This is a genomic window from Pelagerythrobacter sp. Soil_C_18 (assembly GCF_057657235.1).
This window is the reverse complement of sequence record NZ_JBDGIU010000001.1, coordinates 415,295-437,392: the sequence shown is the minus strand read 5'-3', so window position 1 is coordinate 437,392 and position 22,098 is coordinate 415,295. Positions and strand designations below refer to the sequence as shown.

Below are 22,098 nucleotides of genomic sequence, written 5' to 3'. Positions count from 1 at the left end.
CCTCGGTCAGGCGCGCATCAGTTCGGGCACATCGCCCGAGACGCCGCGAGCCTCGTCCATGAACCAGTGTTTGAGCGCGGGCACTCGCTGCACACTCGCCATGCCGAAGCGGCGCACGGCCGAGGCGGTGCGCCCCGGAACGCCGAACAGGCGGGTGAGTCCGTCGGTCGCAAGCGCGACCATGAACGAGTCGAGCCCGCGCCAACGCTCGTAACGCGCCAGCAGTTGCGCATCGCCAGGGTCGAGCCCGAGGCGTATCCCTTCGACCAGCACTTCGACAAGCGCCCCGACATCACGCAGGCCCAGGTTGAGCCCTTGTCCCGCGATCGGATGGATCCCGTGCGCTGCGTCACCGACCAGCGCCAGGCGCCGGTCCGCCACGCGGGCGGTATGGTGGAAGCCGAGCGGGAACGATGAGCGCGGGCCGGCGCTGCGAATTTCGCCGAACAGATCGCCCATGCGCTTTTCCACTTCCGCCAGGAAGGCGCGATCGGACAGCTTGAGCGTGCCGGCCGCATCCTTCTCGTCGACGGTCCACACCAGAGCGCTGTGATGCGAGCCGTCGTCGCTGTCGCGCATCGGCAGCAGCGCGAAGGGACCGGCGGGGTAAAAGATCTCCCACGCAACCCCGGCATGAGGCTTGGCGTGTTCGAGCCCGGCGATGATCGCGCGGTGGCCGTATTGCCACTTCGCGACCTTGACGCCGGCCTCTTCGCGCGTGGGCGACATCCGGCCTTCCGCGCCGACCATCAGGGTGGCGCGTAGGGTGCGCCCGTCGTCCAGCGTGGCAGAGACCGCATGCTCTCCGCGCTCGCGTGCGACGACTTCTGTCTTCGCGTGCCAGGCGATTAGCGGTTCGGCCTCCGCTGCTTCGAACAGGGCGAGGCGTAGCGTGCGGTTCGCAAACATACGCCCGAGCGATGCCTCGTAGGTCTCCGGCTGGAAATCGATCCGTCCGGGCTTGAGCTGGTCGCTTACAGCAATCGATTCGATCCGGCAGCCGTGCGGTTCGAGCGCGGGCGCGAGGCCGATGTTGGTGAACAGGTTCCAGCTCGCCGTCGAGATTGCGCTCGCACGGCCGTCGAAACCCTCGGCGGTGAGGTCCGCCGGATCGGCGCGGTCGACGACATGACTCGACAATCCCTTGCGCGCAGCGGCAAGGGCCAGCGTCATTCCCACCAGGCCACCGCCCAGGATCAGCAGATCGCGCTTGTCGTCCATCGCCTTCTCATTGCAGGAATCTCCGTGCCGTCCTAGGACGGCGCCCGTGACCGAGGCAAGGACAATGGGCGGAGCGCGAACTTGGCTCGCATCCATCGCGCTGGCGCTCCTCGCCGCATTCGCGCTGCTTGCGTCCTCCGGAGCGGACGCCCAGCCACAGGTGACCGACGACAACATCGCGGCGGAGATCTTCGCCGACGGTTCGCCGGAAGCCGGCAGCGAGTGGCTCATCGCACTGCGCTTCACGCCCCGTTCGGACGAATGGCATGGCTACTGGTCCAACCCCGGCGACGCGGGGTTGGGGATGGAACTCGCATGGGAACTGCCGCGCGGCTGGTCCGCGGGCGAACCGCTCTACCCGGTGCCGCACCGGCTCGTGCTCGGGGGGTTGATGAACCATGTGTACGAGGGGCGCTACACGGTCCTCGTGCCGATTCGCGTGCCGCGCGGTGCGAATCTCGAGGAACTCGAGCCGATCTCGGTGACGGCCGACTACCTCGCCTGCACTGACAAGCTTTGTGTGCCGCAGCAGGCTGTGCTGGAGCTCGATCCGGCGGCCGCCGAGGAGGACCCGCGTTTCGTCCGCTGGCGCGCCCAGATAGCGCCAATGCTCGACAGCCGGGCGAACTTCGCCGTCGAGGACGAACGCTTGCGCGTCGGTATTCCGCTGCCGGCCGACATGGAACTTTCCGATCCGCACCTCTTCCTGGAAGAGCGCGAACTGGGGAAGGGCAGGCGGCCGGCCTATGCGGACGAGCAGACGTTCTTCCGCGACGGCGACCTGCTCGTCGCGGAAGTGCCGCTCGACCAGTTCAATCTTCCGTCCGAGATCGTGCGCGAACCCACCCCGCAGCGGATCGAAGGCATTCTCGCCTTCTCGCGCGACGTCGGGGTCCGCTTCACCGCGGTTCCCGGGGCAGTTCCGAGCGCCGGTAAACCCGTTGCTGCCGCAGATACGCCGGCGCTGTGGCTGCTGGTCCTGGGCGCGCTTGCCGGCGGGCTGCTCCTCAACGTGATGCCATGCGTGTTTCCGATCCTGAGCCTCAAGGCGCTGAGCCTCGCCCGTGCCGGCGAAAGCCAGGCCGACGCACGCCGCGAAGGCTTCGCCTATACGGCGGGTGTCCTGATCGCCTGCATCGGGCTCGGAGCGCTGCTCCTGGCACTGCGGTCGGCAGGCGAAGCGGTCGGCTGGGCCTTCCAGTTGCAGGAACCGGCCGTGGTGATCGGGCTGCTGGTGCTTGCGACGGCGATCACTGCGAATCTTGCCGGGCTGTTTGAGCTGCCTTCGATCGCACTGACCCGCGGCGGTGAGCCTGCGGGAGCTTTCGCTACCGGTCTGCTTGCCGCTCTCGTTGCGACGCCCTGCACAGGGCCTTTCATGGCCGCGGCGCTTGGGGCTGCGCTGATCCTGCCGCCGCTGGAGGCGCTCCTGCTGTTTGCGGCCCTTGGTCTCGGGCTGGCGCTGCCATTCCTGGCCATCGGCCTCATTCCCGCGCTGCGGCGAATGCTGCCCCGGCCAGGCGCGTGGATGGCGACCTTCCGGAAGATCATGGCTGTGCCGATGGGGCTCACCGCGCTTGCGCTGCTGTGGCTCTGCTTCCGCCTCGGCGGCGATCAACTCGGCTGGGGCGCGGCCGGGCTGATCGCGATCATCCTCGGCATTCTGCTCGCCGCCGGGCGAGGAGCCGGGGCGATACGCCAGGCTGCCTTCGTTGCGGTACTATTCGTCGCCACGCTCGGCATCGGTTTCTTGCCAAACTTTGCGAGCGAGGAAGTCGAAGTGGCGGAGAGCCTCCTCAGCCCCGCCGAATTCAGCGAGAGTGCACTTGCCGAAGCCCGCGCCAGCGGCAGGCCGGTGTTCGTCTGGTTCACCGCCGACTGGTGCGTGAGCTGCAAGGTGAACGAGAGCGTCGCGATCGAGCGCGAAGCCACGCGCGAGGCATTCGCCAACGCGCGCGTCGTGACGCTGCGCGGGGACTGGACGCGGCGCGATCCGGCGATCACCGAGTTCCTCGCGGATCACGGCGCGGCAGGCGTGCCGCTCTATCTCTGGTATGCGCCGGGCGAGGAGGGGCGGCAGCTCCCGCAGGTCCTCGGGCCCGATGCGCTCGTCACGCTTGCACGGGCGGTACCGGCTCGTCCGGCGAACGTTCTCCACGACACGTCTCAATCAGGTGCCGCGGGCGTTCGCTTGGATTGAGATCGACCGACCCAGCGCCCGGAACGGTCGCCTCCACCCGTCGCCGGCCCGTCAGTACATCGAGATCCGGGTCGTCGGCCGCGGCATAACCCTCCCACAACCACGCCCGTCCGTTCCACGTCGCGTCGACGGGGAGCCGCGTGACATGGCCGTTGCCGATCAGCGCGAGAATTCCCTTGGCTTCCGGATCGGCCGCGGCGAAGCGGGTGATATGGATGCGCTGACCTTCGTCCCCCTGCTCGCAGGCGAGCGCCATTAGCGGCGCGTCCCCGGGTTTGCCGTAGAGAATGCGGCCGGGTCGGTCGCTTTCCGCCCATAGCGCACCCTCGGTGTCAGGGGAGGGGATCGGTTCGCTCGCATACATGCGCGCCTCGTCGAGCTCGACGCGTGCCACGTAATCTTCGGCCGCGGGCGGTTTGCACGCGGCCAGTGCGACCAGCGCGGCAGAGATGGCGAAACGGCCGCCCAAGGTTTCAGCGCGCGCGGATGAAAGCGCGGACGTCTTCCGACAGCTTGTGGCGGTCTTCGTCGCGCACGTACATCATGTGGCCGGAGTCGTAATACTGCCACTCGATCCGGTCCTGCGGGAAACCGGTGCGGGTCAGAGCGTATTCGGCCGCGAAGAACGGGGTGGCGAAGTCGTACCACCCCTGGCCGACGAAAATGCGCATGCCGGAATTCTCCCGCATCGCCTTGCCGAGATAGGGAGCGACGTTGAGATAGGCGTTGGTGTCGCGCCCGCCCTCGAGCCGCCAATCCCATGGTCCGACGTAGCCGATCGTCACGTAGTCGCGCTCGGTCTGGTAACCGAGCGTGTCGCGCATGAAGTGATTGACCGCGGCGGTGTAGCCCCCGTCGATGCCGTAGAAGCTCGGGTCGTTGTCGGGATGCTCGCCCGCGCTGTCGTAGTCGACACCGGTGTAGCGGCTGTCGAGACGGCCGACGGTAAGGCCCCGGTCGCGCAGCAGCTCCTTGTAGAACCGGCCGGATGAAACGCGGAGGTCCGCCCGTTCGAGGAACTGTTCGGACAGCCCGGTGAGGCGCGCGAGTTCGGTGCGGACCGCACCGCGCTCCTGCGCACTCGCATTCTGGCCCTTGAGCAGGAAGGCCGCATAAGGGCCGATCGCGAACTGGCGCGCCTCTTCCACGAACTGCTCGACCGACGGGGCGGTGGCCTTGCCGTGATAGAGCGCCGTCGCAGCCATCGAGGGCAGCGTGGTGATATAGCCCAGTTCCGCGCCTTCGGTTTCGGCTCCCGCCCCGAAGTCGAGCACGGTGGAAATCAGGATCACACCGTTGAGCGAGACATCGTTGTAGGCGCCTTCGAGTTCGTGGACGACGGCGGCGGACCGCGTCGTGCCGTAGCTTTCGCCGCCAAGGAACTTGGGGCTGTTCCAGCGGCCGTTTTCGCTGAGCCACATTCGTATGACCTTGGCGACCGACTTGGCGTCCTTGGTGACACCCCAGTATTCCTCGCCCTTGGTGTCGCCGATCGTGTGGCTGAAGCCGGTGCCGACCGGATCGATGAAGACCAGATCGGTCACGTCGAGCAGCGAGTCCGGATTGTCGAGGATCGGATAGGGCGGGGCGCCGTCATCCCGCGCGTCGGATGGGATGGCGACCCGCTTGGGTCCGAACGCACCCATCTGCAGCCAGACCGAGCCGGAGCCTGGGCCTCCGTTGAACAAGAACGTCACCGGCCGCGAAGGATCGCGCGGCTCGGCTACATAAGAAGTCGTGACGATCGCCGCCTTGGGCGTGCCGTCCTCGCCCTTGAGAACCTGCTCCTCGACCGTCGCAGTATAGCGGATCGAGCGCCCACCGAAGGTGCCGCTGAGCGTCTCGGAGGCGGAATTCGCCTCGTACGCCGTCTCCGCCTTCGCGGCCGGCTCGGCTTCGTCCGTCTGCGCGACGATGGGTGAGGAAAGGGCGAGAACGGCGGTCGCCGTAAGCAAGGTCCGGAAAATCATGCGGGGCTACTAGGGCAGCCGACCCGGAAGATGCAATAAATCGTGACGGATGATCGACAGGGTTCGACGAACGAACCGCTCTTCCGGCCTTCGCGCCTCCGATCAGGGGGAGCTAACGTCCCCACTTCCGCTGCGTCTTGCCGTAGCGGAGCTTGCGCGTGCCTGGCTTGCCCTCGTTGCTGCGGCCGACGAGAGGCGCTTTCTTCTCGCTATCCGGCAGCCCGAGCTCGTCCTTCTCCAGGCGGCGGATCTCGTCGCGCAGGCGGCCGGCCTCTTCGAACTCGAGGTTGGCGGCGGCGTTGCGCATGCGTTTTTCGAGGTCTTCGATGTAGGCGCGCAGGTTGTGGCCGACGAGGTTGTTCCGTTCGTCGTCGCCAGTGGGGACGGTTACGCTGTCTTGCGAGGCGGTGTGCGCGACGATGTCCGCGATCTGGCGGCGGATCGTCTGCGGCGTGATGCCGTGTTCCTCGTTGTAGGCGCGCTGTTTCTCGCGGCGCCGGTCGGTCTCCGCCATTGCGCGCTCCATGGAGCCGGTGATCCGGTCGGCGTAGAGGATGACCTTGCCATCCACGTTGCGCGCCGCGCGGCCGATCGTCTGGATCAGGCTGGTTTCCGAACGGAGGAAACCCTCCTTGTCGGCGTCGAGGATGCACACCAGCCCGCATTCGGGAATGTCGAGCCCTTCGCGCAGAAGGTTGATGCCGATCAGCACGTCGTAGACGCCGAGGCGCAAGTCGCGGATCAGCTCGATGCGTTCGAGCGTCTCGACGTCCGAGTGCATGTACCGCACCCTCACGCCCTGCTCGTGCATGAACTCGGTCAGATCCTCCGCCATGCGCTTGGTGAGCGTGGTGACGAGCGTGCGATAGCCCTTTGCGGCCACCGCCTTGGCCTCGGCAATGCAGTCCTGCACCTGATCTTCCACCGGGCGGATCTCGACCGGCGGGTCGATCAGGCCGGTGGGGCGGATGACCTGCTCGGCGAAGACGCCGCCGGTCTGCTCCATTTCCCAGCTACCGGGTGTGGCGGAGACGGCGAACGTCTGCGGGCGCATCGCGTCCCACTCGTTGAAGCGCAGGGGACGGTTGTCGATGCAGCTCGGCAGGCGGAAGCCGTATTCGGCCAGGGTGATCTTGCGCCGATGGTCGCCCTTCGACATCGCGCCGATCTGCGGCACTGTCTGGTGGCTCTCGTCCACGAACAACAGCGCGTTCTCTGGCAGGTATTCGAACAGCGTCGGCGGCGGCTCGCCGGGCAGGCGGCCGGTGAGAAAGCGGCTGTAGTTTTCGATGCCGGCACAGCTACCGGTGGCGGCGATCATCTCGAGGTCGAAGTTGGTCCGTTGTTCCAGCCGCTGCGCTTCCAGCAAACGGCCCTCCGCATGCAGCTCCTTGAGCCGTTCCTGCAATTCGAAGCGGATCGCTTCGGCGGCCTGCTTCATCGTCGGACCGGGGGTGACGTAGTGGGAGTTCGCATAGACGCGCACTTTGTCCAGGCTGGCACCCTTGGTGCCGGTCAGCGGGTCGAACTCGCTGATCTCTTCGATATCGTCGCCGAAGAAGCTGATCCGCCACGCCATGTCCTCGTAGTGCGAGGGGAAAATCTCCAGGCTGTCGCCGCGCACGCGGAAGTTGCCGCGCGCGAAGGCGGTGTCGTTGCGCTTGTACTGCAGGGCGACGAGCTTGCGGATCAGCTCGCGCTGGTCGACCGTCTCGCCCTTCTTGATGTCGAAGATCATCGCCGAGTAGGTCTCGACCGAACCGATGCCGTAGAGGCACGAGACCGAGGCGACGATAATCACGTCGTCGCGCTCCAGCAGCGCCCGCGTGGCCGAGTGGCGCATGCGGTCGATCGCCTCGTTCACCGAGCTTTCCTTTTCGATGTAGGTGTCGCTGCGGGGCACGTAGGCCTCTGGCTGGTAATAGTCGTAGTAGCTGACGAAATACTCGACCGCGTTGTTCGGGAAGAAGCTCTTGAACTCGCCGTAGAGCTGCGCGGCGAGGATCTTGTTGGGCGCGAGCACCAGGGCGGGGCGCTGCAATTCCTCGATCACTTTCGCCATCGTGAAGGTCTTGCCCGATCCGGTGACGCCGAGCAGAACCTGCGTCTGCTCCCCTTCTTTAGACGCCTCGACCAGGTCGCGGATCGCGGTCGGCTGGTCGCCCGCGGGCTGGTAGTCGGAGACGAGCTCGAACGGGCGCCCGCCCATGCTCTTTTCCGGGCGTTGCGGTTTATGTGGTGTGAAACCCCCGGAAGTGTCGGGCTCTTCCAGTCCTCTGCGAATGACGAGTTCGGCCATGGCTGGGATATGGGCGAGCGAGGCGCGGACGGCAAGCGCTTGGCAGGCCGCGCCTCGCTTGATAGCTAGGGTGAAAGGGGACCCAGCAAGGAGCAATCGAATGCGTGCAATGGTCATGGTTGCCGGCAGCGCGCTTGCGCTTGCGGCGTGCGGCAGCGAGCCCGATCAGCCGAAGACGGCCGAGGAAGTCATCGAGGCGGCCGACGAGCTGGTGAAGCCCCGCCCGGGGCTCTACCGCAGCAGCGCGGAAGTTATCGATTTCGAGATTCCCGGCATCCCGCCGGAACAGGCGGCGCGGATGCGCGACATGGCTGCCGGCCTCCAGGGGGAACAGCGGACCCAGTGCCTGACCGAAGCCGAGGCGGAGGAGGGCTTTCAGCGCGTCGTCAAGCAACTTGGGGAAGGGCAGGACGGCATAACCTGCACTTTCTCGCGCTTCGAGGCGGCGGGTAAGGACCTCGACGCGGTGCTTACTTGCGGCGGACCAAACGGGGTCGATGCGGAGATGACGATCGACGGCACCGTGGAGGAAGAACGGAGCCGCATGCGGATGGCCATGAGCCAGCAATCCGGAGCGATTCCCGGCGGCGAGATGCGTATGACGATGGAAGTCGTGTCCGAGCGGATCGGCGACTGCCCCTGAGGGGACAAAAGCAGCGCGTGGAACGTCGCCGTTCAGCCAGCGTTAGCCAAATGAGCATAAGTTACATTTCTATGGCAACGCTACCGGCCCCTTCCTCGTTCGCGCAGCTCCCTACCACGCGGGAAGAACTGGCCCTGCGCTGGGAACTGGCGCGCGAACCGGATCCTGAGGCGAACGGCGGGCCCAAGCTCCGATATCTGGTTGGCGAGCTGTCGCATCTCGCCGAGCCGGTTGTCCGTCCGTTCCGGCGCATCGATATCCCGGCCGCCTCTGCTTGTCGGACCGTCATGCTGCTGCCGGGCTTCGCCACCCACCCGGTCCGCATGCGCTACATGGCGCGGCTGCTCGAACAAGCAGGCCACAAGGTCAAGCGGTGGGGTCTGGGCTTCAACTTCGGGCCAACCGAGGAGAACGTTCAGTATCTCGAGCGGCGGCTGATCGAAGTGCATGAGCGCTATGGCCGCGAGGTCTATCTCGTCGGTTGGAGCCTGGGCGGGCTCTTCGCGCGCGAGATCGCCAAGCGCCACCCGGACCGGGTGGCGAAAGTGATTACCATGGGTTCTCCCTTCTCCGGCAATCCGCGCGCCAACAACGCCTGGCGCGCTTATCAGTTCGTGACCGGCCACCGCGTCGACCAACCGCCGATCGAGGCCGATCTGCGCGAGAAGCCGCCGGTGCCGACGATCGCTCTGTGGAGCCCCCGCGACGGCATCGTCAGCCCGCGCAGCGCGCGCGGCCGCGAAAGCGAGCGCGACCGGGCCGTGGCGCTGCGCTGCACCCACCTGGGCTTCACCTCGTCGCCTCAGGCCATTCGCGCTGTCCTGCGGGAACTCGAAGGCGACTGAACCTTTTCCTACACGACGAGGGCGGCTTGTCGTGGGACGTGAACCGCACCGGATAGCGATCCAGGAGGTTCATGTACGAAGCGGACGGCAGATTCGACGAGATGCGGACCGGCGATGGAACGGTTCGCCCCGCCTACAAAGAATACCGCCACTGGTTCGATCAGCAGGACTCCGCTTTCCTTTCGCGCAAGCACCGCGAAGCGGAGATCGCCTTCCGCCGCACGGGCATCACGTTCAATGTCTACGGCGAGCATGAGGCGGAAGAGCGGCTGATCCCGTTCGACATGGTGCCGCGCATCATCACCGCGCCCGAGTGGCAGCGGCTGACGCGTGGAATCGAGCAGCGCGTGCGCGCGATCAACGCCTTCATCCACGATCTTTATCATGGGCAGGAGATTGTCAGTGCAGGCGTGCTGCCGGAGAGGCTGCTGCGCGACAATCCAGCATGGCTGCAGAACATGGTCGGGCTCACGCCGCCAGGCGAGATCTACACCCATGTCGTCGGCATCGACCTCGTACGCACCGGACCGGATGAGTTCTTCGTGCTGGAGGACAACGCACGCACCCCGTCCGGCGTCAGTTATATGCTGCAGAACCGGGAAACGATGATGGCGATGTTTCCGGAGCTTTTCACGCGCGTGCCGGTTCGCACGGTATCGGACTATCCCCGGCGGCTGGCGAAGAGCCTCGCGGCTTGCGCACCGGCGGCGACGGAGGGCAAGCCGACGGTCGCCGTGCTGACGCCGGGGATCCACAACAGCGCCTATTTCGAACATGCCTTCCTCGCCGATCAAATGGGCGCCGAGCTGGTCGAAGGCAGTGACCTGCGGGTGACCGATGGCCGCGTCGCCATGCGTACGACGCGCGGGTACGAACCGATCGACGTGCTTTATCGCCGGGTGGACGACGACTTCCTCGATCCGTTGACCTTCAATCCCGACAGCGTGCTGGGCGTGCCGGGCATCATGGACGTCTATCGTGCGGGCGGGATCACCATCGCCAATGCGCCCGGCACCGGCGTTGCCGATGACAAGGCGATCTACAGCTTCATGCCGGAGATCGTAGAGTTCTACACCGGCGACAAGCCGCTGCTGCCCAACGTGGAGACCTGGCGCTGCGCGGACCGAGAAGGCCTCGCCCATGTGCTAGACAACCTTGAGGAACTGGTGGTCAAGGAAGTCCACGGCTCGGGCGGCTACGGGATGCTGGTCGGTCCTGCCGCCTCGAAGCGTGAACTGGCGGCATTCCGCCGCAAGCTGAAGGCGAGGCCGCAGAACTACATCGCGCAGCCGACCCTTTCGCTTTCGACCTGCCCGATCTTCACCCGGCGCGGCCTCGCCCCGCGGCATGTCGATCTCAGGCCGTTCGTGCTTGTCTCGCCCGAGGGGATCGACATCGTTCCCGGCGGGCTCAGCCGGGTCGCGATGCGCAAAGGCTCGCTGGTAGTGAATTCGAGCCAGGGCGGAGGCACGAAAGATACGTGGGTGCTCAAGGACTGATGCGGAGGGCCCCGCCTTGCTAGGCCGCACCGCGCATGGCCTTTTCTGGATGTTCCGCTACCTCGAACGGGCGGAGAACACCGCTCGCCTGCTCGAGGCGGGCTTTCACATGGCGCTCACCCGTGATGTCGCCACCGCGGAAGAGGAATGGCGCTCCGTCATCGAAGCATTCGGGCAGCGCGCCGGATACGAGACCAAGCACGGCACCTATACCGGGCATCAGGTGTGGAACTACCTCCTGCGCGACCCCGACAACGCCATGAGCGTACTCGCCCTGATCAGCGCGGTGCGGACCAATGCTCGCGCTGTGCGCAATGCGATCAGCGGAGAACTGTGGGAAGCGATCAACGAGAGTTGGATGGAGATTTCAGGGCTCCTCGCCCGACCTGTGGCGCAGGGCAGCGTGGGTGAGGCCGTGCAGATTATCCGCCGAGCGGGCACCGCGGTCCACGGCGCTATGAACGGGTCGATGCTGCGCAACGAGGGGTTCCACTTCGCGCGTGCCGGCACTTTCGTCGAACGTGCCGATTGCGTCGCGCGCATTCTCGACATGAAGTACTATCTGCTGCTGCCATCGCTGTCGTACGTGGGGTCGAGCCTCGATACGAGCCAGTGGGATCAGGTGCTCCGTTCCGTCTCGGGTGATCGTGCCTTCCGCTGGCTCAACGCCGGCCAGATCGACGCGCGGGGGATTGTCGAGTTTCTCGTGCTCGACGACCGTTTCCCGCGCAGCGTCGCCTTCTGCCATTCGGCGCTGCGCGACGAGTTGGCGGCGCTGGCGCGGCTTCACGGGGCCGAGGGGGAGAGCAACGCCCTGATGCGTGAGAGCGCCACGCGCATCGCCGACCTCACAATCGAAAACATCTTCGAAACCGGCCTGCATGACTTCCTGCTCGAGTTCATCGCCTGCAACCGCGCCATCGCCGATGCGATCGCCGACGATTACCGGTTACTGAGCTGATCGATGCGCCTCTCGATCCGCCATCGAACCCGCTACGCTTTCGCCGAACCGGTGGTTCACGCGCTCCAGCGACTGCGCATGATGCCCAAGGCGACCCAGGGCCAAGCGGTCCTGTCATGGGATATGGAGTACGAGAACGCCCAGCCGGAGCTCACCTACGAAGACCAGCATTGTAACGCGGTGACGCTGGTTTCCGTCGAGCAGGGTGTGCGGGAAGTGGTCGTCAGTTGCAGCGGGGTGGTCGACACCCGCGACCAGGCAGGCGTCATCGGCCATCATTCGGGTCATCTGCCGCTATGGAGCTTTCTCGGGCAGACTCGCCTCACGCGACCGGGGGCGAAAGTGCGGGCGCTGCTGCGCAACCTCGAGTGTGCGCCCGACGGCAAGCTCGACTTCCTCCACGCGCTCTCGCAACGCATCCGCGAGACGGTCGAATACCGCGCCGGATCCACTGGGGTCGCGACCACGGCTGAGGAAGCTGCGGACGCCGGCTGCGGTGTGTGCCAGGATCACGCGCAGATATTCATCGGCGCCGCCCGCATGCACGACATTCCTGCACGTTACGTCAGCGGCTATCTTATGATGAACGATCGCATCGACCAAGAAGCGACCCACGCCTGGGCTGAGGTGCACCTCGACGAACTCGGCTGGGTGGGGTTCGACATCTCCAACGGGATCAGTCCCGATGCGCGCTACGTCCGCGTTGCCACCGGCCGCGACTACCGTGATGCTGCCCCGGTCACTGGCGTCAGCTTCGGGGTTGCCAGCGAGAGCCTCCACGTCGATGTGGCGGTCGAACAGCAGCAGATGGAACAGCAGCAATGACCTATTGCGTCGGAATGGTGCTCGACAAAGGCCTCGTCCTGATGAGCGACACGCGCACCAATTCGGGCGTCGACAACATCTCGGTGTTTCGGAAGATGTTTCATTGGCAGCAACCGGGGGAGCGGATGCTCGCGGTCATGACCGCGGGCAATCTCGCCACGACGCAGGCGGTGATCAGCTACCTCGAGGAACGCATCAAGGTCCCGGGGGAACGGCACAATTCGCTGCTCGAAGCGCCGACAATGTTCCAGGTCGCGACCGAAATCGGGCGCTTGCTGCGCGCCACGATCGAGGAACGGCAGGAGGCGAACGCCGACCGGGGGCGGGGCCGCTTCACCGCATCGGTCATTCTCGCGGGACAGATCAAAGGCATGGAGCCGCGCCTGTTCTTGATCTACCCCGAGGGCAACTTCATCGAAGCGAGTTTCGACACGCCTTTCTTCCAGATCGGCGAGACGAAATACGGCCGCCCGATTCTGATCCGCGGCTACGACCGCGAGATGAGCTTCGAGGATGCGGTGAAGCTGCTGATGGTTTCGTTCGATTCGACTCTCAAGGCCAACCTATCGGTCGGCCTGCCGCTCGACCTGCTGGTGATCGCCCGTGACAGCTTCGAGCCCACGCACGCACGCCGCATCACGCATGACGACCCCTACTTCGAGGCTATCTCCTCGAGCTGGGGAAACGAGCTGCGCAAGGCGTTCCACGCGCTGCCGGATTACAGCTTCTACACGGGCGACGAATAGGCGCTCCTGCGGATGGTGGCAGCACGTAACCGTTACATCCATTCCGGACCAAAGCCGGACGTCCGGAACGCCACCTGTCCGGCCCCCACGGTAAGGGATTGCTGCTAGCTAAAATCTTGAAAACAGAGCGATTGTGATGCAGCCCGAGGGGGTGCTTGGGTGCATCGCTGCGCCGCATGGGCGGGCAGCAGATCATTCACATCGTCGAACCGGAAGATGATCTGCGCGCGCAGATTGCGCAGGTCGCCGGCGTGCTGGGCCATCGTGCGGAAGTCTATGCCGCGATCGATGAGGTGGCGGACCTCCAGCCGGAGGGCGGGCTGCTGCTGGTCCGCGACTGCGATCGGTGGGGCGGCATTGCGGAGAGTATTCGGCGGCTCACTCGGCAATCCGTCTGGCTGCCGGTGATCGCGACTGCAGTGGAGCCTGGAACCGCACGGATAGTCGCGGCCACCCGGGGCGGAGCCTTCGACTACCTCGACCTGCCCGTGACGCGCGAAGCGCTGGGCGACGCGATCGACCGGGCGGCAGTCGAAGCGCCGGATCATGCCGCCACGCAGCGGCGGCTCGCCGAAGCGCGTCGCCATATCGGCGCCCTGACCCGGCGCGAGCGCGAGGTGCTCGATCTGTTGACCGACGGCCTGAGCAACAAGGCGATTGCTCGCGAGCTTGCGATCAGCCCGCGCACGGTCGAGATCCACCGCGCGAACATGATGGCGAAGCTCGGGGCCAGGCACCCGGCGGATGCGGTGCGGATCAGGCTCGATGCAAGGAAATGACCGCGCCCGTAGTCAGCGGCAATACCCGCCGTCACCGCCGCGCTCGAGATGGAAATGGTTGCGGTGCGCGGCGTTATATTCGGGACCGAGCACGGTCTCGAACCGCTTGCACGCGCTGCGCTGGACGATGCGCAGGAACTCACGCTCGGCGGAAGTTCCCTCGTCCCAGTCTTCGAGCACGCTCACCCTCCGGCCGTCGGCGAGCACGAATCCGGACACGTCGATCGCCTGGGCCTGGGAATGCGCGGAGCGCCGCGAGCTGCCGGCGACGTTGCGGCAGGCGTAGCTGCCCATGGTCTCGACCTGCACGATAGGACTGCCGAGATAGATGCGCGCAGCGCGATCGACGCCGTAGCGAACCCAGCCGGTGAACGCCGTCGCAGTCGGGCAGGCGACGGGGCCGAGGTTGGTGACGGCGAACGTGCCGCGATCGCCCGGCAACCGGGTAAGATTCACGGTGTTGAGCAGCGAACATCCCTGCCCGGCATAGCGGTCCGGCAGCGGGCTGAAGCCCGCCCCGGTTGCGCCGAGTTCGGCCAGGCATTGCCGCGCTGCCGGGCTGGGCGACACGGTCGTGCCGCTCGACGGGTCGCGCGGCCGCTGGGGACTGCGGCTTTCGGGCAGGACCTGACATGCGCCGAGTGCCAGCAGGGCAAGGCAGGAAAGGATCGCGCGCCGCATTGCCGAAATCCCTGCCGCCCCGATGGTTAATCCAACCTTGCCCGCCCGAGCTCCGCCCGCCGATCAGTTTGCGGTGGCTGCTTGCGGCGCGGGAGTGGCCGTGGCGAGGCTTACGCCCCAGATCGCCAGCCACGAAGCGATGAAGCCGGGGATGATCTCGTACACGCCTTCCCCGCCGAGGAAGCTCGCGTTCCAGCCCAGCGCGATCCAGGCGATCACCACCACCGCGCCCGTGACGAGCCCGGCCGCAGCGCCGGTGCCTGTCATCCGGTTCCAAGTCAGAGACAGAATGATCAGCGGCCCGAATGCCGCGCCGAAGCCGGCCCATGCGTTGGCGACGAGGCCGAGCACCTTACTGTCGGGATCCGAAGCCAGAATGATGGCCGCGATGGACACCAGCAGCACCGCCAGGCGGCCGATGTTGACGATCTCGCGCTCGCTCGCGTTCTTGCGCAGGAACAGGCGGTAGAAATCCTCCGTCAGTGAACTCGATGAGACCAGGAGCTGCGAACTGATCGTGCTCATGATCGCCGCCAGCAGCGCCGCCAGCAAGAAGCCAGTGACCAGCGGATGGAACAGCAAGTTGGCAAGGACGATAAAGATCGTCTCAGGGTCGTCGATCATCAGGCCATTGCGCGCCACGTAAGCCCTGCCGGCAAGGCCTACGCCGAGTGCGCCAATGAGGCAGATGAACATCCAGGTCATGCCGATATTGCGCGCAACGGCGACGTCCTCCTTGCTGCGGATCGCCATGAAGCGGACGATGATGTGCGGCTGACCGAAGTAGCCGAAGCCCCAGGTCACCGCAGACAGGAAGCCGATGAAGGTCAAGCCGTAGCCGATGTCGAGGAAACCGGGCTGCACAAGAGTGAGCGACTCACCGGCGCTCCCGCCCGGTCCGAACATCACCACCAGCGGCATGATCACCAACGCAACCACCATGATGCAGCCTTGCACGAAGTCGGTCAGGCTGACGGCGAGAAAGCCGCCCACCGTGGTATAGGCAAGCACGACACCCGCCGTCAGCAAGACGCCAAACATGTAATCGCTCATGCCGACGTCCCCGAACGCACTCGCGAAGCTGGTCGCGAACAGTTTGCCGCCGCCCACGAGCCCGGCCGCGGTGTAGACGGTGAAGAACACGACGATGATGATCGCCGAGATTACACGCAAGGTGATTGCCCGGTCGGGGAAACGGTTGGCGAGGAACTGCGGGATCGTCAGCGCATTGCCGTAATCGATGGTCTGCTGGCGCAGCCGCGGGGCGACGACGATCCAGTTGACGAGCGCGCCAAGGAACAGGCCGATGCCGATCCACGCCTCGACCAGTCCCGCCACGTAAAGCGCGCCGGGCAATCCCAGCAGCAGCCAGCCCGACATGTCCGAAGCGCCCGCGCTGAGCGCCGCGACCGCGGGATGGAGTTGCCGGCCGCCGAGCAGATAGCCTTCGGAAGTGTCGGTGGACTTCTTCCAGGCATAGAGCCCGATGCCGAGCATCAGGAGGAAATAGAGGGCGAGTGAAATGATTGTTCCCGTCTGCATGCGCAGCGAGGTAACAAGATTGCGGGGCGATGGCCACCGGCCTGGCGAAATTTGGAAGGAATCCAATGCTCGAGCCGCCTCAGGGGAGTATTTGTTTCCTTGCAGTTGGGCACATCGACAGAATGCTATGAAGCTGCGAGCTTCTTTTGAGCCAAGGTGATCCGAGGACCGCCCGGCATCGCCGAGTGCTCGATGCAGAAACCCAAAGCTTGCACCGCTGAACGCGATCGGGAAACTGTCACCCATGCCGGTACGACTTCGACCTCCGCCTCAGCGGGTGCACCGTTCGGGCTGCGCCCGATGACCCCGATCACAACCGTTACGTTCGCAATGGCGCTCGGGTTCGTGGCAGTACACTTGTTCGTCGGGCGCTTGGCGTTTCTCGACATCGTGCCGCGAAGCCGCTGGCTCAGCTTCGCGGGCGGCGTCGCGGTCGGTTATGTTTTTCTCCATATCATGCCGGAACTAGGCGCGCATGCGACTGCCTTTGCCGCAACCACGGAACTTGCGGCGCCGGTGGCCGAGGCAATGGTCTACGCGCTCGCACTGATCGGACTGGTGTTGTTCTACGGGACCGAGCGGGCGATCGTCGTCTCACGAGGCGAACGGCGAATGACCGAGGGCCGCGACCGGCCGGAGCATGGCATGTTCCGGCTGCACATCGGCGCCAGCGCGCTGCTGATCTTCGTCATCGCCTATCTCCTCAACCATCGCGAGGATGAGAGCTTGCCCGGCCTCGTGCTCTACTTCGGCGCGATGGTTCTCCATTTCGCCACGGCCGATTACGGCGCGCGTAGCCATCATCCCGAGCTCTACGACAGGCAAGGCCGTTGGATTCTTGCCGTGGCGACGCTGGCCGGGTGGGGGGCGGGCGTGGTATTTGCCCTCCCGGCGCTCGCTATCGGCAGTCTGTTCGCCTTCATCGGCGGCGGAATCGTGCTTGTCGTGCTCAAGGAAGAGCTGCCCGAGGAGCGGAGGAGCTATTTCCTGCCGTTCCTCGGTGGCGCAGGGCTCTACGCCGCCTTGGCGATCGGCGAGCTGTACCTCGTGACCTGACCCCCACGGGCTAGGCCCGGTTAGGCTTTCCGCTTGGCCTTCTTGCGCTCGTGCGGATCGAGGATCGCCTTGCGGAAACGGATGCTGGAGGGGGTGACCTCGACCATCTCGTCGTCGTCGATATAGGCGATCGCCTGCTCCAGGCTCATCCGGCGCGGCGGGGTCAGGCGGATCGCATCGTCCTTGCCGGTGGAGCGGAAGTTGGTGAGCTGCTTCGACTTCATCGGGTTGACTTCGAGATCGTCGGGTTTGGCGTTCTCGCCGATCACCATGCCTTCGTAGATCTTCGCGCCGCCGCCGATGAACAGCTCGCCGCGTTCCTCCAGTGCGTTCAGTGCATAGGGCACCGCCTCGCCCGCCACCATCGAGATCAACACCCCGTTCTGGCGGCCCTCGATCGGACCCTTGTAGGTGTCGTACTTTTCGAAAAGGCGGTTCATGATCCCGGTGCCGCGCGTGTCGGACAGGAACTCGCCGTGATAGCCGATCAGGCCGCGGCTCGGCGCGGAGAAGGTAATGCGCGTCTTGCCGAGGCCCGACGGGCGCATCTCGACGAGGTCTGCCTTGCGGCGCTGCATCTTCTCCACGACGGTGCCCGAATATTCGTCGTCGACGTCGATCACAACCGTCTCGTAGGGCTCCTGCCGCTGGCCGTTCTCCTCGCGGAACAGGACGCGCGGGCGGCTGATGCCGAGCTCGTAGCCTTCGCGCCGCATCGTCTCGATGAGCACGCCAAGCTGAAGCTCGCCGCGTCCGGCGACTTCGAAGCTGTCCTTATCGGCGCTCTCGGTCACGCGGATCGCGACGTTGCTTTCCGCCTCGCGCAGCAGGCGGTCGCGGATCATGCGGCTGGTGACCTTGGTGCCCTCGCGCCCGGCGAGCGGACTGTCGTTGACCGAGAAGCGCATCGCCAGCGTGGGCGGATCGATCGGCTGAGCCGCGATCGGCTCCTTCACCGCGGGGTCGGCGATGGTGTTGGCGACGGTCGCTTTCTCGAGCCCCGCGAGCGCGACGATGTCGCCGGCGCGTGCGCTTTCGACCGGCACGCGCTCGAGCCCGCGGAAGGCGAGCAGCTTGGTTGCGCGGCCCGTTTCGATCACATTGCCGTCCATGTCGAGCGCATGGATCGGATCGTTGATGTTGACCGTGCCCGACTGGACGCGGCCGGTGAGCACGCGGCCCATGAAGTTGTCGCGGTCGAGCAGAGTGGCGAGGAAGGTGAAGGGGCCGTCTTCGTCCAGGCCGGGGGCGGGGACGTGGTTGACGATCCGTTCGAACAGCGGATCGAGCGTGCCCGAGCGCGCCTCCTGATCGTTACTCGCGTAGCCGTCGCGGCCGCTGGCGTAGAGCACAGGGAAATCGAGCTGCTCGTCGGTCGCATCGAGGCTGACGAAGAGGTCGAACACTTCGTCGAGCACTTCCTGCGGACGCCCGTCCGGCCGGTCGATCTTGTTGACCACCACGATCGGGCGCAGGCCAAGCGCGAGCGCCTTGCCGGTGACGAACTTGGTCTGCGGCATCGCGCCCTCGGCGCTGTCGACCAGCAGGATCACCCCGTCGACCATGCTGAGGATGCGCTCGACCTCGGCGCCGAAATCGGCGTGGCCGGGCGTGTCGACGATATTCACGTGCGTGCCGTTCCATTCGACGCTGGTGCACTTGGCGAGAATGGTAATCCCGCGTTCCTTCTCCAGGTCGTTTGAATCCATCGCGCGTTCCTCGACGCGCTGGTTCTCGCGGAACGTACCGGACTGGCGGAAAAGCTGATCGACAAGCGTGGTCTTGCCGTGGTCGACGTGGGCGATGATGGCCACGTTGCGAAGGGCGCGGGACATATTTTGAAGCTTTCGGTTTTCTGCATGGCGCGGCGATCGCGCTGCGCAATAAATCGCGCGCGCCCTAGACGAGCCACGCCGGCGGGGCAAGCGCGCGCTGAGATGCAGCGGCTTTTGATGCGCGCGGTTTCCCCTTCATATTGATCGTTGGGATGGCGCGGCCGTGCCAAAAAACTGCCCGGCGGCGTGGCAATCGCCTTGCTCTGCACGCCTGCCGTAACGTCACCTGTGACTCGAAAGGCACAACTTACGCACGCCTGAATCCGAACCGTCACAATAACTTGAGAGGTCTCTTTCCTGAACCTATTCGGCCATACCAGACAGGTCGGATCCAATGACCGCACGTTCGTTACCAGGAGAGGATTTCAATGCGTTTGACCGCTTCCATTCGCACGGCACTGCTCGCGGGCGTAGCCGGCGTTGCACTCCCTGTGTCCGCCTTCGCGCAGGACACAGCCGATCAGTCCGAGCCTGAAGGCGCAGAGACCGAGGCGTCGTCGCGGACGGGTGCAGGCAGCGAGATCATCGTCACTGCGACCAAGCGTGCGCAGACGCTGCAGGAAGCGCCGGTATCGGTCAGCGTCACGAGCGGCGAAACGCTGGAACGGGCAGAGATCCGAGATCTGATCGACCTGCAGACCGTCGCGCCTTCGCTGCGCGTCAGCCAGTTGCAGAGTTCCGCCAACACGACCTTCATCATTCGCGGCTTCGGCAACGGTGCGAACAACGCTGGCATCGAGCCATCGGTCGGCGTGTTCATCGACGGCGTATTCCGCTCGCGTTCGGCCGGGCAGATTGCCGACATTGCGAATGTCTCGCGCGTGGAAGTCCTGCGCGGTCCCCAATCCACTTTGTTCGGCAAGAACGCCTCGGCAGGGGTCATCTCCGTCGTCACCCGCGAGCCTCAGTTCGACTTCGGCGGTTCGGTCAGTGGGACGTATGGCAACTTCGACCAGATGGTGCTGAAGGCCGATTTGACCGGTCCCATTAGCGAGAGCGTGGCATTCTCGGTCGACGGTACCTACAACAAGCGCGACGGCTACGTCGACGTGGTTAACCTCGACCAGAAGATCAATGAGCGCAACCGCTACTCAGTCCGCGGTCAACTGCTGTTCGAGAATGGCGGCCCGCTTCGCCTGCGAGCGATCGCCGATTATTCGAAGATCGACGAGCTTTGCTGCTTCGCCGGCAATGTCGTCGCTGGCCCCACGGTGCCGCTCATCTTTGCCGTCGGCGGTGAGATCGAGCCGGAGAACCTGTTCTCCGATCGGACCTACCTCGACACGCTGCCGATCAACGAGATCGAGAGCTACGGTGGCTCGCTCCAGGCCGATCTGGAGCTTGGCGATCTGACGTTGACCTCGATAACGGCCTATCGCGAACTGCGTTCGCTGAGCCAGCAGGACGTTGATTTCTCCAGTGCCGATGTCGTCAGCGAACTGCGCGACCAGGCGTATGACACCTTCACGCAGGAAGTCCGCATCGCGTCGGACTTCGACGGTCCGCTGAACTTCTTGCTTGGCGGCTTCTATTTCAATGAGAAGGTTGAGCAGACCAGCGGCATCACCAATGGAGCCGACACGCGTGCCTTTTTCGACCTGCTGGCGGGCGGCGGTGTGCCGGGAACCCTCAGCTTCGTCGAATCGCAGCTCGGCTTCGAGCAGGGCTCGATCTTCGCCGAAGGGCCGTCGACCAGCGAATATTTCACGCTGGACAACGAAGCTTACTCGATCTTCGGCACGGTCGACTTCGAGCCGTTCGACGGTCTGACCCTGACGGCCGGCTTCAACTACACCAAGGACAAGAAGGATTTCACGCTTCAGCAGGAGTCGTTCGATCCGCTGGCCAACGTCAATCTCGTGGACGTCGTCATCGTGGGGCAGATCGCCGGGGCGCTCGGCATACCGCCGAGCAGCGTCGACGCGGCGACGATCGCGGCCTTCCAGCAGGCCAACCCGGCCGCGTTCCAGCAGATTGCCGCGGCTGCGACCGATCCCGGGATCAATCCGCTGCTGGCCTTGCAGCCGTTGCAGTTCCTGCCGCCCTTCCTCAACGTGCCGAACTCGGTAGAGCCTGGCCGTACCCGTGACGACGATTTCAGCTATACGCTGCGCGCCGCCTTCGATGTGACCGACCAGCTGAACGCCTACGTGACCTATGCCACGGGCTTCAAGGCTTCCTCGGTCAACCTTTCGCGCGACAGCCGGCCGCTGCCGGCGGACTACACACCGGGGCCGTTCGGCAGCTCGATCCTCGCGCCTTCGTCACCAATCCGTGACGCTGGGCTGGGCGTGCCCAACCTGACCACCGGTACGCGGTTCGCGGGGCCGGAGGAGGCCGAGGTCTACGAAGTGGGCCTGAAGGGCGACTTCCCCGGCGTGAGCTTCAATCTAGCGCTGTTCGACCAGACGCTGGAGGGGTTCCAATCGAACATCTTCACCGGCACGGGCTTCGCACTCGCCAACGCTGGCGAGCAGTCCACCCGCGGCTTCGAGTTCGACTCAATCCTGCAGCCCGTCGATCCGCTGGTGCTGACCTTCGCGCTAACCTACCTTGATCCGAAGTACGACAGCTTCCCGAATTCCACACTCGGCGATTTGTCGGGACTGCGACCCGCCGGCATCCCCGAATGGACGATCGCTACATCGGCGACTTACACGCATGAGTTCGGAATGACCGGCAACGCGCTCATCGGTCGCCTGGATTACTATCACGAAAGCAATACGCAGATCGTGGATGGCCTGACGGGGTTCGATACCAACGAGGAAGGGCTCGCGCTTGCGCGTCTCTTCCGTCGCGAGGTGAACCAGGTCAACGCTTCACTGACGCTGGCGCTCGACATGGGGCTTGAGCTCAGCGCTTTCGTCCGCAACCTGACGAATGACCGCTACATCACCACGATATTTGATGGCGTGGCCCAGGCGGGCACGGTTTCGGGCTATCCGAACCAACCGCGAACCTACGGCGGTACGGTGCGCTTCAAGTTTTAAACGAGC

At 65.1% G+C, this 22,098-nt stretch carries 17 protein-coding genes; 10 read left to right on the top strand and 7 right to left on the bottom strand.

The window, feature by feature from the left end:
• Window positions 1–6: 6 nt before the first annotated feature.
• Window positions 7–1,221 (bottom strand): FAD-dependent monooxygenase, encoded by a 1,215-nt coding sequence (locus tag AC3A5N_RS01890; RefSeq protein WP_487735616.1) that lies wholly within the window; start codon window positions 1,219–1,221, stop codon window positions 7–9.
• A gap of 46 nt (window positions 1,222–1,267) precedes the next feature.
• Between AC3A5N_RS01890 and AC3A5N_RS01885 the strand changes: the two genes are divergently transcribed.
• Window positions 1,268–3,421 carry a protein-disulfide reductase DsbD family protein gene (locus AC3A5N_RS01885; protein ID WP_487735615.1) on the top strand — a complete coding sequence of 718 codons (2,154 nt, stop codon included), beginning with the start codon at window positions 1,268–1,270 and terminating at the stop codon, window positions 3,419–3,421.
• Here the strand turns inward: AC3A5N_RS01885 and AC3A5N_RS01880 are convergent.
• The 3 genes from AC3A5N_RS01880 to uvrB form a co-directional block, all read right to left on the bottom strand.
• Window positions 3,333–3,815, bottom strand: a complete 483-nt coding sequence (locus AC3A5N_RS01880) for a hypothetical protein (RefSeq protein WP_487735614.1) — start codon at window positions 3,813–3,815, stop codon at window positions 3,333–3,335. The genes AC3A5N_RS01885 and AC3A5N_RS01880 overlap by 89 nt on opposite strands.
• 79 nt (window positions 3,816–3,894) lie before the next feature.
• Complete coding sequence (locus tag AC3A5N_RS01875) at window positions 3,895–5,391, bottom strand: S10 family peptidase (RefSeq protein WP_487735613.1); 1,497 nt, start codon at window positions 5,389–5,391, stop codon at window positions 3,895–3,897.
• Window positions 5,392–5,503: 112 nt separating this feature from the next.
• Window positions 5,504–7,690, bottom strand: coding sequence for an excinuclease ABC subunit UvrB (gene uvrB, locus AC3A5N_RS01870; RefSeq protein WP_487735612.1), 2,187 nt, complete (start codon window positions 7,688–7,690; stop codon window positions 5,504–5,506).
• Between the two features lie 100 nt (window positions 7,691–7,790).
• Here uvrB and AC3A5N_RS01865 point away from each other — a divergent pair, with 100 nt between their 5' ends.
• The 7 genes from AC3A5N_RS01865 to AC3A5N_RS01835 all read left to right on the top strand — a co-directional run bounded on the left by AC3A5N_RS01865 (window position 7,791) and on the right by AC3A5N_RS01835 (window position 13,988).
• The gene (locus AC3A5N_RS01865) at window positions 7,791–8,333 is read left to right on the top strand and encodes a DUF3617 domain-containing protein (protein WP_487735611.1); all 543 of its coding nucleotides are present in this window, start codon (window positions 7,791–7,793) and stop codon (window positions 8,331–8,333) included.
• A 71-nt stretch (window positions 8,334–8,404) separates the two neighbouring features.
• Window positions 8,405–9,178 (top strand): alpha/beta hydrolase family protein, encoded by a 774-nt coding sequence (locus tag AC3A5N_RS01860; RefSeq protein ID WP_487735610.1) that lies wholly within the window; start codon window positions 8,405–8,407, stop codon window positions 9,176–9,178.
• Window positions 9,179–9,249: 71 nt separating this feature from the next.
• Complete coding sequence (locus AC3A5N_RS01855) at window positions 9,250–10,677, top strand: circularly permuted type 2 ATP-grasp protein (RefSeq protein ID WP_487735609.1); 1,428 nt, start codon at window positions 9,250–9,252, stop codon at window positions 10,675–10,677.
• A 16-nt stretch (window positions 10,678–10,693) separates the two neighbouring features.
• Complete coding sequence (locus tag AC3A5N_RS01850; protein WP_487735608.1) at window positions 10,694–11,638, top strand: alpha-E domain-containing protein; 945 nt, start codon at window positions 10,694–10,696, stop codon at window positions 11,636–11,638.
• A 3-nt stretch (window positions 11,639–11,641) separates the two neighbouring features.
• Complete coding sequence (locus tag AC3A5N_RS01845; RefSeq protein ID WP_487735607.1) at window positions 11,642–12,463, top strand: transglutaminase family protein; 822 nt, start codon at window positions 11,642–11,644, stop codon at window positions 12,461–12,463.
• On the top strand, window positions 12,460–13,209 hold the full coding sequence (locus AC3A5N_RS01840) for a proteasome-type protease (RefSeq protein WP_487735606.1): 750 nt from the start codon (window positions 12,460–12,462) through the stop codon (window positions 13,207–13,209). The genes AC3A5N_RS01845 and AC3A5N_RS01840 overlap by 4 nt, the downstream gene beginning before the upstream one ends.
• Before the next feature lie 155 nt (window positions 13,210–13,364).
• Window positions 13,365–13,988 carry a response regulator transcription factor gene (locus tag AC3A5N_RS01835; RefSeq protein ID WP_487735605.1) on the top strand — a complete coding sequence of 208 codons (624 nt, stop codon included), beginning with the start codon at window positions 13,365–13,367 and terminating at the stop codon, window positions 13,986–13,988.
• 12 nt (window positions 13,989–14,000) lie between these two features.
• On the opposite strand, the gene AC3A5N_RS01830 is transcribed toward AC3A5N_RS01835, so the two are convergent.
• Together AC3A5N_RS01830 and putP are read right to left on the bottom strand one after the other, a co-directional pair.
• Window positions 14,001–14,669 (bottom strand): extensin-like domain-containing protein, encoded by a 669-nt coding sequence (locus AC3A5N_RS01830; RefSeq protein ID WP_487735604.1) that lies wholly within the window; start codon window positions 14,667–14,669, stop codon window positions 14,001–14,003.
• Between the two features lie 63 nt (window positions 14,670–14,732).
• On the bottom strand, window positions 14,733–16,211 hold the full coding sequence (putP, locus tag AC3A5N_RS01825; RefSeq protein WP_487735603.1) for a sodium/proline symporter PutP: 1,479 nt from the start codon (window positions 16,209–16,211) through the stop codon (window positions 14,733–14,735).
• Window positions 16,212–16,511: 300 nt separating this feature from the next.
• Between putP and AC3A5N_RS01820 the strand changes: the two genes are divergently transcribed.
• A complete protein-coding gene (locus AC3A5N_RS01820; RefSeq protein ID WP_487735602.1) occupies window positions 16,512–17,267 on the top strand; it encodes a hypothetical protein in 756 nt (251 codons plus the stop codon).
• Window positions 17,268–17,287: 20 nt separating this feature from the next.
• Here AC3A5N_RS01820 and typA read toward each other — a convergent pair whose 3' ends face one another.
• Entirely contained in the window at window positions 17,288–19,102 is a 1,815-nt protein-coding gene (gene typA / locus AC3A5N_RS01815) for a translational GTPase TypA (RefSeq protein WP_487735601.1), read from the bottom strand.
• A 368-nt stretch (window positions 19,103–19,470) separates the two neighbouring features.
• On the opposite strand from typA, the gene AC3A5N_RS01810 reads away from it, so the two are divergent.
• Window positions 19,471–22,092, top strand: coding sequence for a TonB-dependent receptor (locus AC3A5N_RS01810; RefSeq protein WP_487735600.1), 2,622 nt, complete (start codon window positions 19,471–19,473; stop codon window positions 22,090–22,092).
• Window positions 22,093–22,098 lie beyond the last annotated feature (6 nt).

Excerpts from the sequence above, each read along its gene's own strand:
- AC3A5N_RS01890 (WP_487735616.1), bottom strand. The coding sequence starts at position 1,221 with ATGGACGACAAGCGCGATCTGCTGATCCTGGGCGGTGGCCTGGTGGGA.
- AC3A5N_RS01875 (WP_487735613.1), bottom strand. The coding sequence starts at position 5,391 with ATGATTTTCCGGACCTTGCTTACGGCGACCGCCGTTCTCGCCCTTTCC.
- uvrB (WP_487735612.1), bottom strand. The coding sequence starts at position 7,690 with ATGGCCGAACTCGTCATTCGCAGAGGACTGGAAGAGCCCGACACTTCC.
- AC3A5N_RS01865 (WP_487735611.1), top strand. The coding sequence starts at position 7,791 with ATGCGTGCAATGGTCATGGTTGCCGGCAGCGCGCTTGCGCTTGCGGCG.
- AC3A5N_RS01860 (WP_487735610.1), top strand. The coding sequence starts at position 8,405 with ATGGCAACGCTACCGGCCCCTTCCTCGTTCGCGCAGCTCCCTACCACG.
- AC3A5N_RS01855 (WP_487735609.1), top strand. The coding sequence starts at position 9,250 with ATGTACGAAGCGGACGGCAGATTCGACGAGATGCGGACCGGCGATGGA.
- AC3A5N_RS01845 (WP_487735607.1), top strand. The coding sequence starts at position 11,642 with ATGCGCCTCTCGATCCGCCATCGAACCCGCTACGCTTTCGCCGAACCG.
- AC3A5N_RS01840 (WP_487735606.1), top strand. The coding sequence starts at position 12,460 with ATGACCTATTGCGTCGGAATGGTGCTCGACAAAGGCCTCGTCCTGATG.
- AC3A5N_RS01830 (WP_487735604.1), bottom strand. The coding sequence starts at position 14,669 with ATGCGGCGCGCGATCCTTTCCTGCCTTGCCCTGCTGGCACTCGGCGCA.
- putP (WP_487735603.1), bottom strand. The coding sequence starts at position 16,211 with ATGCAGACGGGAACAATCATTTCACTCGCCCTCTATTTCCTCCTGATG.
- AC3A5N_RS01820 (WP_487735602.1), top strand. The coding sequence starts at position 16,512 with ATGACCCCGATCACAACCGTTACGTTCGCAATGGCGCTCGGGTTCGTG.
- typA (WP_487735601.1), bottom strand. The coding sequence starts at position 19,102 with ATGTCCCGCGCCCTTCGCAACGTGGCCATCATCGCCCACGTCGACCAC.
- AC3A5N_RS01810 (WP_487735600.1), top strand. The coding sequence starts at position 19,471 with ATGCGTTTGACCGCTTCCATTCGCACGGCACTGCTCGCGGGCGTAGCC.